Source organism: Stenotrophomonas indicatrix (genome assembly GCA_041545745.1).
Classification (GTDB): domain Bacteria; phylum Pseudomonadota; class Gammaproteobacteria; order Xanthomonadales; family Xanthomonadaceae; genus Stenotrophomonas; species Stenotrophomonas indicatrix_A.
On record CP168152.1, the window covers coordinates 3,709,078 to 3,724,720 of the forward strand.

Annotated in this window: 12 protein-coding genes and 1 pseudogene; 1 reads left to right on the forward strand and 12 read right to left on the reverse strand. The window is 65.9% G+C overall.

Annotated features, from left to right (window positions below; translation table 11 throughout):
• Window position 1: 1 nt before the first annotated feature.
• The 9 genes and pseudogenes from ACEF39_RS16885 to ACEF39_RS16925 all read right to left on the reverse strand — a co-directional run bounded on the left by ACEF39_RS16885 (window position 2) and on the right by ACEF39_RS16925 (window position 9,495).
• Window positions 2–1,105 carry a CblD like pilus biogenesis initiator family protein gene (locus tag ACEF39_RS16885; protein ID WP_500288041.1) on the reverse strand — a complete coding sequence of 368 codons (1,104 nt, stop codon included), beginning with the start codon at window positions 1,103–1,105 and terminating at the stop codon, window positions 2–4.
• Between the two features lie 20 nt (window positions 1,106–1,125).
• A complete protein-coding gene (locus ACEF39_RS16890) occupies window positions 1,126–3,849 on the reverse strand; it encodes a TcfC E-set like domain-containing protein (RefSeq protein ID WP_500285893.1) in 2,724 nt (907 codons plus the stop codon).
• A 51-nt stretch (window positions 3,850–3,900) separates the two neighbouring features.
• Window positions 3,901–4,407 (reverse strand): CS1 type fimbrial major subunit, encoded by a 507-nt coding sequence (locus tag ACEF39_RS16895; RefSeq protein WP_500285894.1) that lies wholly within the window; start codon window positions 4,405–4,407, stop codon window positions 3,901–3,903.
• Between the two features lie 293 nt (window positions 4,408–4,700).
• Window positions 4,701–5,066 carry a NirD/YgiW/YdeI family stress tolerance protein gene (locus ACEF39_RS16900; RefSeq protein ID WP_500285895.1) on the reverse strand — a complete coding sequence of 122 codons (366 nt, stop codon included), beginning with the start codon at window positions 5,064–5,066 and terminating at the stop codon, window positions 4,701–4,703.
• A gap of 98 nt (window positions 5,067–5,164) precedes the next feature.
• Entirely contained in the window at window positions 5,165–5,632 is a 468-nt protein-coding gene (locus tag ACEF39_RS16905; RefSeq protein WP_500288042.1) for an alpha/beta fold hydrolase, read from the reverse strand.
• A gap of 48 nt (window positions 5,633–5,680) precedes the next feature.
• Window positions 5,681–6,381: pseudogene (locus ACEF39_RS16910) on the reverse strand (hypothetical protein); the annotation flags it as partial.
• A gap of 271 nt (window positions 6,382–6,652) precedes the next feature.
• Complete coding sequence (locus ACEF39_RS16915; RefSeq protein WP_447945510.1) at window positions 6,653–7,930, reverse strand: citrate synthase; 1,278 nt, start codon at window positions 7,928–7,930, stop codon at window positions 6,653–6,655.
• A gap of 296 nt (window positions 7,931–8,226) precedes the next feature.
• Entirely contained in the window at window positions 8,227–8,469 is a 243-nt protein-coding gene (locus ACEF39_RS16920) for a type B 50S ribosomal protein L31 (protein ID WP_006389217.1), read from the reverse strand.
• A gap of 87 nt (window positions 8,470–8,556) precedes the next feature.
• The gene (locus tag ACEF39_RS16925) at window positions 8,557–9,495 is read right to left on the reverse strand and encodes a nucleoside hydrolase (RefSeq protein ID WP_500285896.1); all 939 of its coding nucleotides are present in this window, start codon (window positions 9,493–9,495) and stop codon (window positions 8,557–8,559) included.
• A gap of 704 nt (window positions 9,496–10,199) precedes the next feature.
• Between ACEF39_RS16925 and ACEF39_RS16930 the strand changes: the two genes are divergently transcribed.
• Window positions 10,200–10,610 carry a hypothetical protein gene (locus tag ACEF39_RS16930; RefSeq protein WP_500285897.1) on the forward strand — a complete coding sequence of 137 codons (411 nt, stop codon included), beginning with the start codon at window positions 10,200–10,202 and terminating at the stop codon, window positions 10,608–10,610.
• Window positions 10,611–10,796: 186 nt separating this feature from the next.
• On the opposite strand, the gene recG is transcribed toward ACEF39_RS16930, so the two are convergent.
• From recG to ACEF39_RS16945, 3 genes are all read right to left on the reverse strand, one after another.
• Window positions 10,797–12,908, reverse strand: coding sequence for an ATP-dependent DNA helicase RecG (gene recG / locus ACEF39_RS16935; RefSeq protein ID WP_229979454.1), 2,112 nt, complete (start codon window positions 12,906–12,908; stop codon window positions 10,797–10,799).
• 7 nt (window positions 12,909–12,915) lie between these two features.
• On the reverse strand, window positions 12,916–13,302 hold the full coding sequence (locus ACEF39_RS16940) for a RidA family protein (RefSeq protein ID WP_025874214.1): 387 nt from the start codon (window positions 13,300–13,302) through the stop codon (window positions 12,916–12,918).
• A 174-nt stretch (window positions 13,303–13,476) separates the two neighbouring features.
• The gene (locus tag ACEF39_RS16945; RefSeq protein WP_165377991.1) at window positions 13,477–15,639 is read right to left on the reverse strand and encodes a RelA/SpoT family protein; all 2,163 of its coding nucleotides are present in this window, start codon (window positions 15,637–15,639) and stop codon (window positions 13,477–13,479) included.
• Between the last annotated feature and the right edge of the window lie 4 nt (window positions 15,640–15,643).

Consider the following 15,643-nt stretch of genomic DNA (forward strand, 5'->3'; position numbering starts at 1 on the left):
ATCAGGGCGTGACAGTGGGAACGCGCAGTTCCACCTTGAGATCGCCGTCGTAGTAGCCGGGGCGTTTGCTGCTGACCGGCACGCGGGGGGTATCCAGCGTCAAAGGCGTGGGCACGCAGAACACCGGCTGCGTCATGCCGGGCAACAGCACCAGGCGCAGCTTTGCGGTATCGATGCCGTGCAGCAGTTGCTCAACACCGTTGCGCATGGGCAAGGCGCTGCCGTTGTGATCGAGGGTGATGGTGTAGTCCACACGCTGCGTGGCATCACTGCCGCCATCGGTGTGCCAGACCGAGTAGCCGGAAGGCCCTGGAGGACGTGGCCCGCTGTCGCGCACGGTGACGCCCAGGTACTGGCTCTGCGAGCCCAGTCCGTCGTACAGGCACATGTCGAGTTGGGTTCGCCCTCCCACGGTCTGGGCGATCGGGTCGTACTGCAGGTTCAGGCCGACGTGCGGGGTGACCTGGTCGAAGAGCGGGAAGTAGATGGAGACCGCGTTGTAGTCGGTGATGGTGAAGTCGAACTTGAATGAGTAGGTCGCAAGCACTGGTCCGTTGACCGCTTCATGCAGGTCGAGGAAGGCAACTGCCTCCCAAGTTCCAGCCACAAGCCTTTCAATCTCGGAACCCGGCAATTCCAAATGGGCGCCTGTGCCTATCGGCCACTCCTGCCCACACTCAGCTGAAGAGGAAGACCATGGCGGAAGCTCTGCCTGGCCCCAGAAGTCACCTGAGCAAGCTCGCCCAGGCATTGCTCTCGCGAGAAAACCAAGAAGCTGTATTTCCTCAACCAATCCCGAACGCTTCTCGGTGGCACGAATCGTCACCGCGCCCCTTCCTGTATCGAGCGCATTGCCGACAGTAGGGCACCGCCCTTGAGCTGCGTCAGTTGACGATCGGCAAGTCAGATGCAGCGATCCGTAGCGCGTCGAACTTGTCTCATAGCCAAGCACAGTCCTCGGTGCCCACAACTCGATATCCCCGGGCATCGCAGAGCGATCCCAGCTCATCACGATGTCGCGATGTTCACTCGTCGGATGCGTCTCCGGCGGCCGCTGCGCCATCGCCCGCGGCGCCAACACCACCAACGCGCACAGCACCGCCATTACCCACCACACCCGGCGGCTCACTGCGCACCTCCCGCGGCCGCGGTCTGCGGCGTGGCCGCAATCAACGCCTGCTCCTGCAGCAGTCGTGTCACCCGTGCCTGATGGCGGATATCCGCCGGCAACTGGGCCACGGCCAGCGGTTCGCACTGCACGGCGCCCACCAGCATCACCACGCTGCGGCGCTCGCGCACCTGCAGCGGGCAGTGCAGCAGCCGGTCGTCCTGCAGCAGGTACAGGGTCGTTTCGCGTCGTGGGAAGTCGGCCACGAAGCCTCCGTTGCTGCCGGTGCTAGGCACCGGCGCGTTGAGAATGCGGGCGCCGCGCAGTGGTGCACCGGCGATGTCGTGGGCGTTGCCGATGAAGGTGTAGGTCACTTCAATCGGCACCGGCATGCGCACCAGCCGCCCAGGCGAGAGGAACAGCGGACGCGCGCCGCCCACGCCGCTCACACGCACGGCAGCGATGCTGTCCAGTGCGCTGGCGTCCTGCACTTCGGCGCGGTGCGATTGATAGGCCGACAGCGGCAACAGGCGACGTTCGCCCAGTTTGAGGCGCTGCCGGCGCAGGCCGCCTACCTGCAGTTCGGCAGCTACGCCGGTCAGGTCCAGGTCGTCCGTGCCATCCACCTGCACCGCCAGCCCGGCATCGGCGCCGATGCCCGCGCCCCAGTACAGGCCACGCGTGCCGATGGCCAGCCCAGAACTGTGCGTAGCGCTGTACGCCACTTCATTGCCACCCTGGTGCTGGTAGCGCGATACCGTGGCGCCGGTCTGGCCGATGCGGTTCTGCAGCTGCCCGCTCAGCGTGGCGCTGTAGCGCTCGTTGTTGTTGCCGCGTAGTTCGCCGGACACTTCGCGGTACTGGTCTTCGTATTCCTGGCGCAGGGTCTGGCCGGCGCTGTAATTGATGTCCGGTCGCGCATGCTGCGGCTGGCGCACATCCAGGCCGTAGCGGCGCTGCGAACTGCCGTGGTCACCGCGCTGCAGACGATTGAGGCTGAAGTTGAAATAGATGCCGCGGTCACGACCATCGCGCAGGCCGCCGCCACTGGTCTGCTGCCACACGCCGATGCGGCTGGAGACACTGAACTCGCCCCAGCGCTGGCTGCGGCTGTAGCTGGCCTGCCAGGTGCGGCTGAGCTGCGGCACGCGCGTGGGCTGTGGCAGCCACGGCGGCAACAGCGGGTCCAGCCCCGCCAGCGGATCATCCCCCAGCCCCGGCTGCACGGTGCCTGCGCGCCAGGTCTGGCGACGGGTGTAGGCCAGATAGGCATTGCCGCCAGCCACCGGCAGCGCCATCGAGGCGCTGAGCGAATCAGCACAACCGAGCCGGTCGCGCGCGTCGTCCTCGAACTGGCAGGCGCGGCCACGCATGCGCTGGTGGTACACATTCCACGAGGCGCGGCGACGATAGGACAGCTGATGCTGCTGGCCACGGCTGCCATCGCTGCCCTGCATGCCACTGAAGGTGGCGCGGATCTCCTGGGTGGCGAAGACATGGCGCAGGTCCAACCGCAGTTCGCCATAGCTGAAGCCGCCGAGGTCGGCGAGGCCGGCCGTCACCGCCACGTTGCGCGACACCGGCACGCGCACGCCGCCCATCGCCGCCAGCTCATCATCGAAACGATCACTGCGGCGTTCGTTGCGGCGCCCGCCCTGCAGGAACCACTGCACGCTGCTGTCGGTCCAGTCGCCGCCCTTGTCGAACGGCGCGTCCTCGCTGCGCACCAGCACGCCGTCTTCGTAGATGCGCAGGGTGATGGTGTAGTTGCCCAGCGGGAACCGGCGCGTATCGAGCTGGTTGATGCCGGCCTGCAGGTAGAAGGTCTGCAGCAGGCGCTCGCCGTCGAAGGCATCCACCCGTGCATCGCGCGCCAGCAGCACGGTAAGTGGCGTGGCCTGCACGGCAGCGGCGGCATCCACGTAGGCCTGCGTGGTGCCCAGGCGCAGGCCCTGGAAGCGATCCATCGGCAGCATGCTGAAGCTGAAGGTGCCGCCCTGCGGACTGCTCAGGTTGCGGCGGTCCATGCGCCCGGCCTGCAGGTAGTGCTGCTGCCCCAGATCATGGCGGTAATAGGCGTTGTCCAGCTGGAAGTCGCGGTTGGCGCGGCCGCCGCGGTAGTGCTGCTGGCTGAAGGTCCAGTCGGCGGACAGATGCCCGCGCTGGAACATGCCCAGCGCACCCATGCCCTGCGCGGCCAGCGACTGGTAGCCACGGCCACCACTGACGTTGAGCGTGTGCTGGTGCAGGAAGGCGTTCTCGGCATTGGCGCTGACCTGGTGGTAGAGCTCGGCAGCCGGTTCGCCGGGAATCCATTGGCGGGCGACGAACAGGCGCACGGCGCCCTCGCCTTCGTCGTATAGCGCGCGCACGGCGGTGGGCTCCTCGGGGGGATCGATGTAACCGCAACCGGCGCTGGCGCCACCATAGCGGCAGGCCAGATGGCTGTTGCGCGGCAGCGGCTGCGACAGCGCTGGCAACAACGCGGCCTGTGCCTCGGCGGGCAGCTGCAATGTCTGCAGCGCCTCGGCCGGGGCTTCCAGCTGCACGTGTTCCAGAGTCACGCGCACGGGTACCAGCCCGGTCGAACGACCGAACAGACGGACCTCGAGTTGTTCGGTCTGGCCTTCGACCAGATCCTCGAAACCGGCGGGAACGCTGCGCGCTGCGACCAGGGGAATGGCCAACGACAGGGCGAGCGCGACCGCCAGCCGGGTGACGGCGGGTGCGGGTACTTTCATGGGGGTGTTACCGGAAACGGCCGGCCCGGCAAGCGGGCCGGCGCGGGCGCCTTACGGGCTGGTGGTCTTCTGCTGCATGGCAATGGTGACGATGCCTTCGTAGGTACCGCCCTTGGCGATCGGCGCCTGGACGGTCTGCGCGATACGCAGCGGCATCGGAATCGATGCGCCCGGCAGCGCACCGTCGAACAGGTCGGATGCGGCGAAGTCCTGCGCGGCCACGGTCAGCGCCTTGCCATTGAGACTGACGGTCAGCGGCACCGGTGTGCCGCTGCCGTCGGTGTTGAGCAGCTGCGGCGTGCTGCCGACGCGCACTTCGATGTCTTTGTCGATATCGTTGGAGTAGATGCGCACCTGCTGCGACCACGGCACCAGGCCACTGACCGGGTTGTGGACCATGTTCACCACGGAATCCAGCGCGGTGCCATCGGCCTTGAGCAGGGCCAGGGTCGGGTCGACGTTGGCCCAGACCTTGATATCGGCATCGAATGCATTGGCGGACAGCGAAACGGTGGCCAGCGCTGCAGCGAGCGTGGCCTTCTTCAGAATGGCGTGCATGGTTGTCTCTCTCGGACGGTGGGATATGAAAGCTTCCCTCCCCAAGGAGAAAGGGAGGGAAGCGCCGTCCGCAGAGGTGGGTGCGGCCGACGAGAGAATGGTAGGTATGCCGACCCCGCGCCGGCCATTCAAGCTTTCCTAAATAACTGAACGTTAAGGAGATTCCTTGAAGGCGTTCAATGTTTGAGGGTTATGCAAATTTCCTCATCCGGTCTTTGCAACAAACCTCATTGCGAGACACGCACTCTTATTGAAACGGGCTACGCTCGACGCACGGGTGCACTACCGCCGCCTCAACGCGTGCCGACGATCCGCACATGATCCACGTCGATGTCGGTGGGCTTGAAGCGGTGCGTGTCCACTTCACCGTGCAGCTCCACCACGGTGGTCGCGCTGACGGCCTGGTGGCTGGGCAGATCCTTGTCGTCGATTTCCACATCGATCTCGCCGGTGGCGTCCTTGAAGCGGTAGCGCTCGTGGCCGATCTTGGCCACCAGCGTGCCCTGCAGCACCACCGGCTGGTCGTCACGCTGGTCGCGCGCCTCGGCAACCGTGGTGACGGCACTGGTTGCGCCCGGGCCGGTGTACTGGGCAAAGGCGCCAGCGCTGAGCAGGCTCAAGGAGGTGGCGAGGAGTGCAAGGGTGAGTCGTCGGTTCATGGTGTTCTCCATGCAGGGATAAGTACCTTCAGGTTCTATCGCCTCGAATGTGATGCCCATGCAATAACTCCGAAAAGATGTGAAAACGACATCCAATGTCAGAAACCATTCATCCCAGACCCGACGCCTCTTTCAGGAACGATTCCATGGCCGCCACCAGGGCCAGCGGCGTCTCGTTCATCGGGTAATGCCCGGCATCCTGCAGGACCTCCAGCGTGGCCTGCCGGTAGCGGCACAGATAGGTATGCTCCATCAATGCACGGTTGAAGGTGGGATCGTGCCCACCCACCAGCGCCTTCAACGGCTGCCGCTTCAAGCAGGCTTCGCGTCGCGGCGTCGTAGGCAATGCCGCCGCAGGGCGCCGGCGCAATGGCCACCATGCCGCGTATCCGTTCCGGCGCAAGCACCGCCATGCGTTCTATGGCCATGCCGCCCATCGAATGCCCTGCCACGCTGAAGCGCTCATGGCCCAGGGCGGTCATCAGATCCAGTGCGTCGGATGCAATCTCGTCGATGGTGTAGGCGCCGGGCGCATCGCGCATGCCGCCGTAACCGCGGCAGTCCATGAAGAGGTAGCTGAAGTCTTCGCGCGACAACCATTGCTCGATGGGCTCGGGCGGCGGCGGCGGTGCGGCAGGGTCCATCGGGCCGTTGCCCGGTGCTGCACCCGCTGCCGGCGGAGCCGGAGGTGCACCGGCGGCGTCCGGGCCCGGGGTGGTGGCGTTGCGGAACAGCGAATCCACCCAGTAGTTGAGGTCGCCTTCCGGCGCAGCCGACACAGCGCTGCCGACGCCCGCCGCGGCCGCACCTGCCGTGGATGCAGCGGCGCCTGCGGTGACACCAGCCACCTTTGCACCGGCGCCCAGCACGCCACCGATGGCGGAGGTCAGCAGACCGGCAGTGAGCAGCGTGGCCACAGCCCACGACACAAAGCCGTGCGCGGTATCGCGGAAGTAGGTTTCATCGCCGTGGATCCGTGTCCACCTGGTGCGCAGGCGGCCTGCCAGATAGCCGCCCAGACCGGAAGCGGCCAGCGCGGTGAAGGTGAGCCACGCGGCGCTGGTCCAGCCGAAGGTCTCCTTGGAAACGCCCTCGAACGACCACGGCGATATCGAGGACAGACCAAAGGCCTACACCCAGGATGAGCAGGATGAGCAGGATGAGGGACAGTGCAGCAGCGGCAACGGCGCCGGCCAGAATCGCGCCCCACGACACTGCACTTTCGCTGGTGGGCGGCACGATGGGGGCTGGTGACGACAGTAGCGACGTCGTGACCAAGCGGGCCGCGCTCGGGCAGGTCGAATCGGGTACTCATGGGGTCGAACGCTCTGTATCAGGTGCTGCGGGTGCAGCTGGCGTCCTGAGGCTGCGCGAGCGCTTGCGAAGCTGATGAGACCCTTGAATCACGCGCTCCTGGCACGGCGAACATCGTGCCAAGAGCCGGGGCGCAGTAGATCCACGCCATGCGTGGATGGTTTTCTGCGGATGTCCAAAGCTTGCCAACCAAGGTTGGCATCTACCAGAAGCGAAACAAAAAAAACGCCCCGCAATCGCGGGGCGTCTTCAGCACAATCTACGCAGGGCGATCAGCCCTGGTAGTCGCGCACGTCGTGGCCGGTGTAGACCTGGCGCGGACGGCCGATCTTCATTTCCGGGTCGACCTGCTGTTCCAGCCAATGCGAGACCCAGCCGGAAGTGCGGCCCAGGGCGAACATGACGGTGAACATTTCCGTCGGGATCTGCAGCGCCTTGTAGATGATGCCGCTGTAGAAATCGACGTTCGGGTACAGCTTGCGGGCGACGAAGTACTCGTCCTGCAGCGCGGCCTGTTCCAGCTTCACAGCCACGTCCAGCAGCGGATCCTGCACGCCCAGTTGCTTGAGCACCTTGCCGGTCATCTCACCGATGACCTTCGCGCGCGGGTCGAAGTTCTTGTACACGCGGTGGCCGAAGCCCATCAGGCGGAAGCCGGAGGTCTTGTCCTTGGCCTTGAGCACGGCCGATTCGACGTTGTCGGCCGAACCGATCTCTTCCAGCATCTTCAGCACGGCTTCGTTGGCACCGCCGTGGGCAGGACCCCACAGCGCGGTGACGCCAGCGGCGACCGACGCGTACGGGTTGGCACCGGTCGAACCGACCAGACGCACGGTCGAGGTCGAGGCGTTCTGCTCGTGGTCGGCGTGCAGGATGAACAGCAGGTCCAGTGCCTTGACCACATCCGGGTTCAGATCGTACTGGCCGTCAGCCGACTCGAAAGTCTGCTTCAGGAAGCGGCTGACGTAGTCCAGCGAGGTGTCCGGCTTGTTGGCCGGCAGGCCCTTGCCGTGGCGGTAGATCAGCGCCGACAGGGTCGGCACCTTGGCAATCAGGCGCACGGCGGCCTGGCGGCGCTGTTCGGCGTCGGACAAGTCCAGCGAGGCGTGATAGATGCCCGACAGCTGCGCGATGGCGGCGGTCAGGATGGCCATCGGATGGGCATCCTTGGCAAAGCTGCCGATCAGGGTGTTGATCGACGCATCGACGTTGGCTTCGGCAGCCAGCTCGTCGGTGAAGGCCTTCAGCTGCTCGGCGCTCGGGCGCTCGCCGTTGATCAGCAGGTAGGCCACTTCGACGTAGCTCGACTTCTCCGACAGCTGCTCGATCGGGTAGCCGCGATACAGCAGCACGCCCTTGTCGCCGTCGATGTAGGTGATGGCGGACTTGCAGCTGGCCGTCGCGGTGAAACCGGAATCGTAGGTGAAATACCCCGTTTCCTTGGTCAGCTTCGCGATGTCGACGCAGTCGTTGCCGAGGGTGGGTTTGATGACGGGCAGAACGACCGACTTATCGCCGGCGTTGAGCGTGACCTGATCAAGATCGGACACTGTGTGCGCTCCTTCATGGGAAGGCGCCTGCCCAAGCGCATTGGTCAGGCACGTGAATGACGTCCTCGGCCTGTGCCGGGGATCAGGTCATTATCGCACAGCAGCATTTGCCGGGCGCTAGACAGAAGTCGTAGACGACAGGCAGCCGGCACCCTGCCAGCGAGCGGCCGGGATCGGCAAACGCGTTGTCACAAGGACGCAGTGTTCCGTCCATCCAAACGCCCGTTGGGTAGGCGCCGGACAAAAACAAACGGCCGCGCAGAGCGCGGCCGTCGGTTCGAACCGGGTACGACGTATCAGCGCGCGTAGCGCTTCTGGAACTTGTCGATACGGCCCGAGGTGTCGATGACCTTGTGCTTGCCCGTGTAGAACGGATGCGAAGCCGAGGAAATTTCAACCTTCACCAGCGGGTAGTCGTTGCCGTCTTCCCACTTGATGGTTTCCTTCGTGCTCATGGTCGAGCGGGTCAGGATCTTGAAATCGGAGGTGACGTCATGGAAGACGACGTCGCGGTAGTTCGGATGGATATCGGCCTTCATGGGCTCACACCGTAAATGGGCTGGTGGTCAAGAGCGGCATTATAAGCACTGGTTGCCGCCTGGGGCAACCAGTGCCGGAGACGGATCTCAGTCCGCGCCCAGGGCCTGGCGTACCAGGGCCTCGAAACGCTCCTGGTCGTAGGCCATCAGCAGGTCGCAGTTGTCCGGCTGGCCGCTCTGACGGTTCCAGTCCACGATGGTCGCGCCACGGCTGAACGTTCCGTTCAGTTCCACATTCACCGGTCGCGACTCGACCTGCAGCTGCCCTTCCGGGTTCAACGCCCAGGCCATGGCCAGCGCATCGGCGGTGTACCAGCGCCCGCCCTTGCTGTCTTCAGACAGGCCACGGGTCTTGCGCGAGATCAGCTCGTAGAAGCGCGCACGATCAGAATCGGCGCCCAGCCACTGCTCGGCTTCGGCCAACGGCAGGCCGTGGGCAACGGTGGCTTCCCAGTCCGACACCAGCAGGTGCGGGAACGCGGTGAACACCACATGCGCTGCTTCCGGATCGAAGGCGATGTTGAATTCGGCGGCGGGGGTGATGTTGCCGTGGCAGGTGACTGCGCCGCCCATCACCACGATGCGCTTGATACGCTGGGGCAGCGTCGGGTCGAGCTTCAGCGCCAGCGCCAGGTTGGTCAGCGGGCCGAGCATCACCAGCATCAGTTCGCCGGCATGTTGGTGCGACAAACGCAGGATCGCCAATGCGGCGTGTTCGGCGTCGGCCTGGCGGCTCGGCGGCGGCAGGTCGACGTCGCCGTAGCCATCGCGGCCATGCACGTGGGCGGCGTCAACGGACGGATGCAGCAGCGGATCGGGGCTGCCGGCGAACACCGGCACGTCGGTGCGGCCGACGATGTCGCAGAGCTTGAGGGCGTTGCGGACGGTGTACTGCAGGCCTACGTTGCCGGCGGCGATGGTCAGGGCGACCACGTCATGCCGTTCATCGGCGAAGGCCATCAGCAGGGCCAGTGCGTCGTCGACACCGGGGTCGGTATCGATCAACAGCGGGATCTTCTTGGTCATCGTTGCCGTCTTCAGATCGGCAACGAAGTGTGGACCGGGAAGATGACCGTTGCAAGTATGGGAGTTCGGGTTCGGCAGGGCGGCGCCCTGCACCCTCAGAATCGACGGCAACGGCAACGGCAGAAGCTGGCATTCCGTGGGATGGCGGGGTGGGTCCGGTGGCGGGGGGCGCTGCAAGTACGTCCATGTAAGCTCGGTCGCGCCATCCATGGCGCTCACGCCCCCGCAACCGGACCCACCCCGCCTTCGACAGTTGTCCACTGCTCTTGGTGGGTGTCGACCTTGGTCGACACGGTAGATCCACGCCATGCGTGGATGGACGTCGGCGGGATCGGGAAAGATGACGTAATCGGCGTGCCGGGCGGGGCCACGCTGCAATTGCAGCGTTTTCGACTTTTCCAATGATTCTCATTGAAGCGACGAGGGCTGTCGTGGACATCATGAGGGGCCATCGACAACGGATGGCACGGGCTTGCAATCCCGTTTGACTGCCTTGTTGTTTACGCTTGCCTGCCGGCGTTGCGCGCGTGTTCCTGCGTGGCGTCCGGCAGGCAATCCGTCCGTGCGTTCTATGGCGGGCGGTGCGTGGGGGCTTCGCGCCCGCCGGCGTTCTTGAGGTAGTCACCGGTATTGCAACCACTCACCGCCCGCCACCCTCGCCTTCGAGTGGGTGGCCCCTTGCCTTGCGCACAAGGACTGCCGACATGACCGCATCCCGCTATCCCTTCCTGTTCGCCACTCTGGGCGACGCCGCCACCAGCATCCCCGATGAGCTGGCGCAGGCACTGGAAACCACCCTCGCCGCCCCCGCGACCGGACCGACGGACGACGGCTTCACCCTGCTGGGTTGCCTCAAGCGCATCCGCCAGGGCGAAGGCGCCGATGGTCAGCAGTGGCCGAGCCGGTGGCACACCCCGGGGCAACGCGTGGCGCTGGCCCGTATCGACCGCGCCAATGCAGGGTTGAGCCTGCTGCTGGAAATGCTGCACGCCACTGAGCGCGTGCGCGTGGACGGCGAAGAAGCGCAGCAGATAGGCGATGACATCCGCGAAGGACTGCTGCTGGCCTGCCGTGGTTTGTCCGAATACATGGGTACGCAGTTGCCGGCCGTCTAGCAGATGCCAGTAGATCCACGCCATGCGTGGATAGGCTTTTGTGGAATCGAGCCATGCTCGACTCACGCGCGCAGCGCGAACAGCAGCCGAGCATGGGCTCGGCTCTACCAATCCGCGGCGGACGTCCTGGCCCTTGCGGGGTCAGAGCCCTTTGCTCGGCAAAAGGATCCGACCCCAACCGGTCAGTCAGGCCGAGGCGTACCGCACGGCGGTGCCGATCCAGCGCTGCACCACGCGATCTGCAAGCGCCGGTTGCTGCGCCAGCAGGCGTTCGGCCAGCTCATGCACTCCCGGCAGCAGGCCCGCATCGCGGGCCAGATCGGCGATGCGGAAACCGGCCAGACCTGTCTGGCGGGTGCCCAGCAGTTCGCCGGGACCGCGCAGTTCCAGATCCTTCTCGGCGATGACGAACCCGTCGTTGGTCTCGCGCATGGTCTGCAGGCGTTCGCGCGCCATCTGCGAAAGCGGCGCCTGATACAGCAGCACGCAGCGCGACACCGCTGAACCACGGCCTACGCGGCCACGCAGCTGGTGCAGCTGGGCCAGGCCCAGGCGCTCGGCATTCTCGATCACCATCAGCGAGGCGTTGGGCACGTCCACACCCACTTCAATGACGGTGGTCGCGACCAGCAGGTCGATGTCGCCGGCCTTGAACGCGACCATCGTCGCCAGCTTCTCGGCCGCTTTCAGCCGGCCATGCACCAGCCCCACGCGCACGCCGGGCAGCAGCGCCTGCAGCGATTCGTAGGTGGCCTGCGCGGGCGTGGCATCCAGTTCTTCACTTTCTTCGATGAGCGTGCACACCCAGTACACCTGCCGCCCTTCCTGGCAGGCCAGGGCGATGCGCTCGATCAACTCCGGACGACGATCGTTGTTCAGTGCCACGGTCTGCACCGGCGTACGGCCCGGCGGCAGTTCGTCGATGGCCGATACATCCAGGTCGGCATACTCGGACATCGCCAGCGTGCGCGGAATCGGCGTGGCGGTCATCACCAGCTGGTGTGGCACGTTGTTGCCGCCCTTGCCCTTGTCGCGCAGCGCAAGCCGTTGATGCACGCCGAAGCGGTGCTGCTCATCGACGATGGCCAGGGCCAGATCCTGGAACACCACCGCTTCCTGCATCAGCGCGTGGGTACCGACCACCACCTGCGCCTCGCCATTGGCGACCTGTTCCATCACCTTCGCGCGCGCCTTGCCGGTGACCTTGCCGGCCAGCCAGGCAATGCGTACGCCCAGCGGTTCCAGCCAGCCGCGCAGGTTGTTGAGATGCTGCTCGGCCAGCAGTTCAGTGGGGGCAGCCAGTGCGACCTGCTTGCCCTGCTCCACCGCCAGCATCGCCGCCAACGCGGCAACCACGGTCTTGCCCGAGCCGACATCACCCTGCACCAGCCGCAGCATTGGGCTGGGGCGCGCCAAGTCTTCGCGGATCTGCTTGAACACGCGCGCCTGCGCGCCGGTCAGTGCGAATGGCAGTTGCTTCAACAGCGCCTTGGCCAGCTTGCCGGGGCCGGCCAGCGGCGGCGCGTGATGCGCCTGCAGCGCAATGCGCTGGCGACGCAGGCTGAGGTGGTGCGCCAGCAGTTCTTCCATCGCCAGCCGGCGCTGCGCTGGATGGGTGCCGGCAGCGAGTGCGGCCAGGTCTGCATCCGGCGGCGGCTGATGCACGGTCAGCAGCGCGCTGCGCAGCGATGGCAGGCCGAGGCCATCAAGCCAGCCGGTGGGCAGCAGTTCCAGCGTGCTTTCTTCCGGCAGGCGATCAAGCGCCTGGCCGATCAGCTTGCGCATGGTCATCGGGCCGACGCCTTCGACGGTGGGATACACCGGGTCGAGGCGGTCGCCGAGATCGGGATCGTCATTGCGCCCCAACACCTGGTAACTGGGATGGACGATCTCCAACCCCAGGTGCCCGGGCTTGGGCGTACCGAAGCAGCGCAGGCGATTGCCGACCGCGAACTGACCGACCTGCTGCTGGCGGAAATGGAAGAAGCGCAGCACCAGGGTGCCCTGCCCTTCATCCTCCACTGCCACTTTCAGCATCGGCCGGTAGCGCATGCCGCGTTCGACGGCGACCACCCGCACTTCCACCTGCGCTGGAATGCCGTTGCGCAGGTCTTCGATAAGGGTCAGCCGGGTGCGGTCTTCATAGCGCAGCGGCAGGTGCAGCCACAGATCCTGCAGGGTGGCCAGACCACGCGCCTGCAGCTTGGCGGCCACGGCCGGACCGACGCCGGCGAGCATCGCAAGCGATGCTTCACCGGACGGTGCCAGTGCCGGGGTGACCGCCGCCTTGCGTGCCACGTGGCGGTCAGTCGATGACCATCACCGCGTCGACCTCGAAGTTGGCGCCCTTCGGCAGGCCGGAGACTTCGATGGTGGAACGAGCCGGGAACGGGGCCTGGAAATAGTCCTGCATGACGGCGTTGACCTTGGCGAATTCAGCCAGGTCGGTCAGGTACAGGCCCAGGCGCACGACCTTGTCCAGCGAACCGCCCGCAGCTTCGGCCACGGCCTTGAGGTTGTCGAAGGCGCGACGGGCCTGCGCTTCGACGTCACCGACACCGACGATGTCGCCGGTGGCCGGGTCGAGCGGAATCTGCCCGGAGAAATACACGGTGTTGCCGGCGCGCACGGCCTGCGAGTACGGGCCGATGGCGGCCGGGGCCTTTTCGGTGTTGATGATCTGGCGGGACATGGGTCGCTCCGGTGCGTTGGGGGAAAACAGAGCGGTGATTGTACCGGGTGGGGGTGCATCCACGCATGGCGTGGATCTACCGCGCCGCTTCGGTAGTGCCGGCCGCTGGCCGGCAATCGCGATGCAGCCGAAGATCCATGGGTTGCCGGCCAGCGGCCGGCACTACCGGGTACGCTACTGGCGGCGGACGGCCTGCACGACCGACAGGCGGCGCAGGCGACGCATGACTTCGGCCAAGTGGTTGCGGTCGCGCACCTGGATGTTGAACGCCAGCACGGCGGCGTTGAAATCGCGGTCCAGGTAATCCACGCGCTCGATGTTGGAATGGCTCTGCGCGATCGCCGCGGCCAGCTGTGCAAGCACGCCGGTGCCGTTCTCCACCTCCACCACCAGCGAGGTGTCGTAGTCACCGGATACGGTGGTATCCCAGCCGATCAGCACCCAACGCTCGGGCGACTTGCGCAGCTCGGCCAGGTTCGGGCAATCCATGCGGTGCACCACGATGCCCTTGCCGGCGGTGTGGTAGCCCATGATGTCGTCGCCCGGAATCGGCTGGCAGCAGCCGGCGAAGGTGACCACGCCACGCTCGCTGCCATTGATCAGGATCTTTTCCTGCGAGCTGTGGCGCGAATGCGGCCCGCCGCGCAGTTCGGCGTAGGCCATCAGCGCCTGCGCGGCCTGGGTCGGCATCCAGTTGCCCAGCGCGACTTCCGCCAGCAGGGCCTCCAGGCGCGGGAACCGATGCTCTGCAAGGAAGGCATCCAGACGTCCCTTCGGCAGGCGTTCCAGCGAGCTGTCCATCGCCTCCAACGCGCGGTCGAGCATGCGGTGGCCCAGCTGCACGGCATCTTCGTGCTCCAGCTGCTTGAGCTGGTGGCGGATGGCGGTGCGTGCCTTGCTGGTGACCACGAACTCCAGCCACTGCGGCTTGGGCGTGGCCGAGCGTGCGGTGATGATCTCCACCGATTGCCCGGACACCAGCTTGGTGCGCAGTGGCACCAGTTTCTTGTCCACGCGCGAGGCCACGGCCATGTTGCCGACATCGGTATGCACGGCATAGGCGAAGTCGAGCGCGGTGGAATTGCGCGGCAGGGCCAGGATCTTGCCCTTCGGGGTGAACAGGTAGACCTCGTCCGGGAACAGGTCGACCTTGACGTTGTCGAGGAACTCCAGCGACGAACCGGCGGCACGCTGCGAATCGATCAGTTCGACGATCCAGGCATGCGCGCGGCTCTGCGCGCTGTTGGGCGAGTCACCGCCGAACTTGTAGGTCCAGTGCGCAGCCACGCCACGCTCGGCAATCAGGTCCATCTCTTCGGTGCGGATCTGCACTTCGATGGGCGAACCATACGGGCCGAACAGTACGGTATGCAGCGACTGGTAACCGTTGGCCTTGGGGATCGCGATGAAATCGCGGAAGCGCCCGTCCAGCGGTTTGAACGCGGCATGCACTGCGCCCAGCGAGTGGTAGCACTGCGGCACACCGCGCACGACCAGGCGGAAGCCGAACACGTCCATCACCTGGTCGAAGGATTTGTTCTCGTCGCGCATCTTGTTGTAGATGCTCCACGGGGTCTTGATGCGGCTGACCAGGCGGTGTTCGATGCCCTCCTTGGCCAGGCGCTGCGACAGCTGCACTTCCACCTGCGCCAGCGCCTCACGGCGCACCACCGGCTGGCTGCGGATGTGTTTTTCCAGGATCGCATGGCGCCACGGGTACAGTGCCTTGAAGCCGAGGTTCTGCAGTTCGCTCTTGACCAGGCTCATGCCCAGCCGCTGCGCGATCGGGGCGTAGATCTCCAGCGTCTCGCGGGCGATGCGACCACGCGCTTCGCGGCTCTGCGCGCCCAGCGTGCGCATGTTGTGCAGGCGGTCGGCCAGCTTGATCATGATCACGCGCAGGTCGCGCGACATCGCCAGCAGCATCTTGCGGAAGCTCTCGGCGGCTGCTTCCTGGCGGTCGCGGAACTTCAGCTTGTCCAGCTTGGTGACGCCGTCCACCAGCTCGGCCACGGCTTCGCCGAACTCGGCCGACAGGGCCTCGCGGGTCAGCGGGGTGTCTTCGATGGTGTCGTGCAGGATCGCGGCGATCAGCGCTTCCACGTCCAGGCCGAGCTCGGCCAGCACCTGGGCCACGGCCACCGGATGGGTGATGTAGGGCTCGCCCGACTTGCGCGTCTGCCCAGCGTGCGCGGAGGCGCCGACTTCCCACGCACGGCGCAGCAGCGGCAGCTGCTCGGGCGGCAGGTAGTGGGCGGCGCGTTCGAGCTGGAGGACGTAATCGGGTACGGCGGCAGCGGGGACTGCGGCGACCTTGGCAGTGGGGCCTGGGTTCATGGCC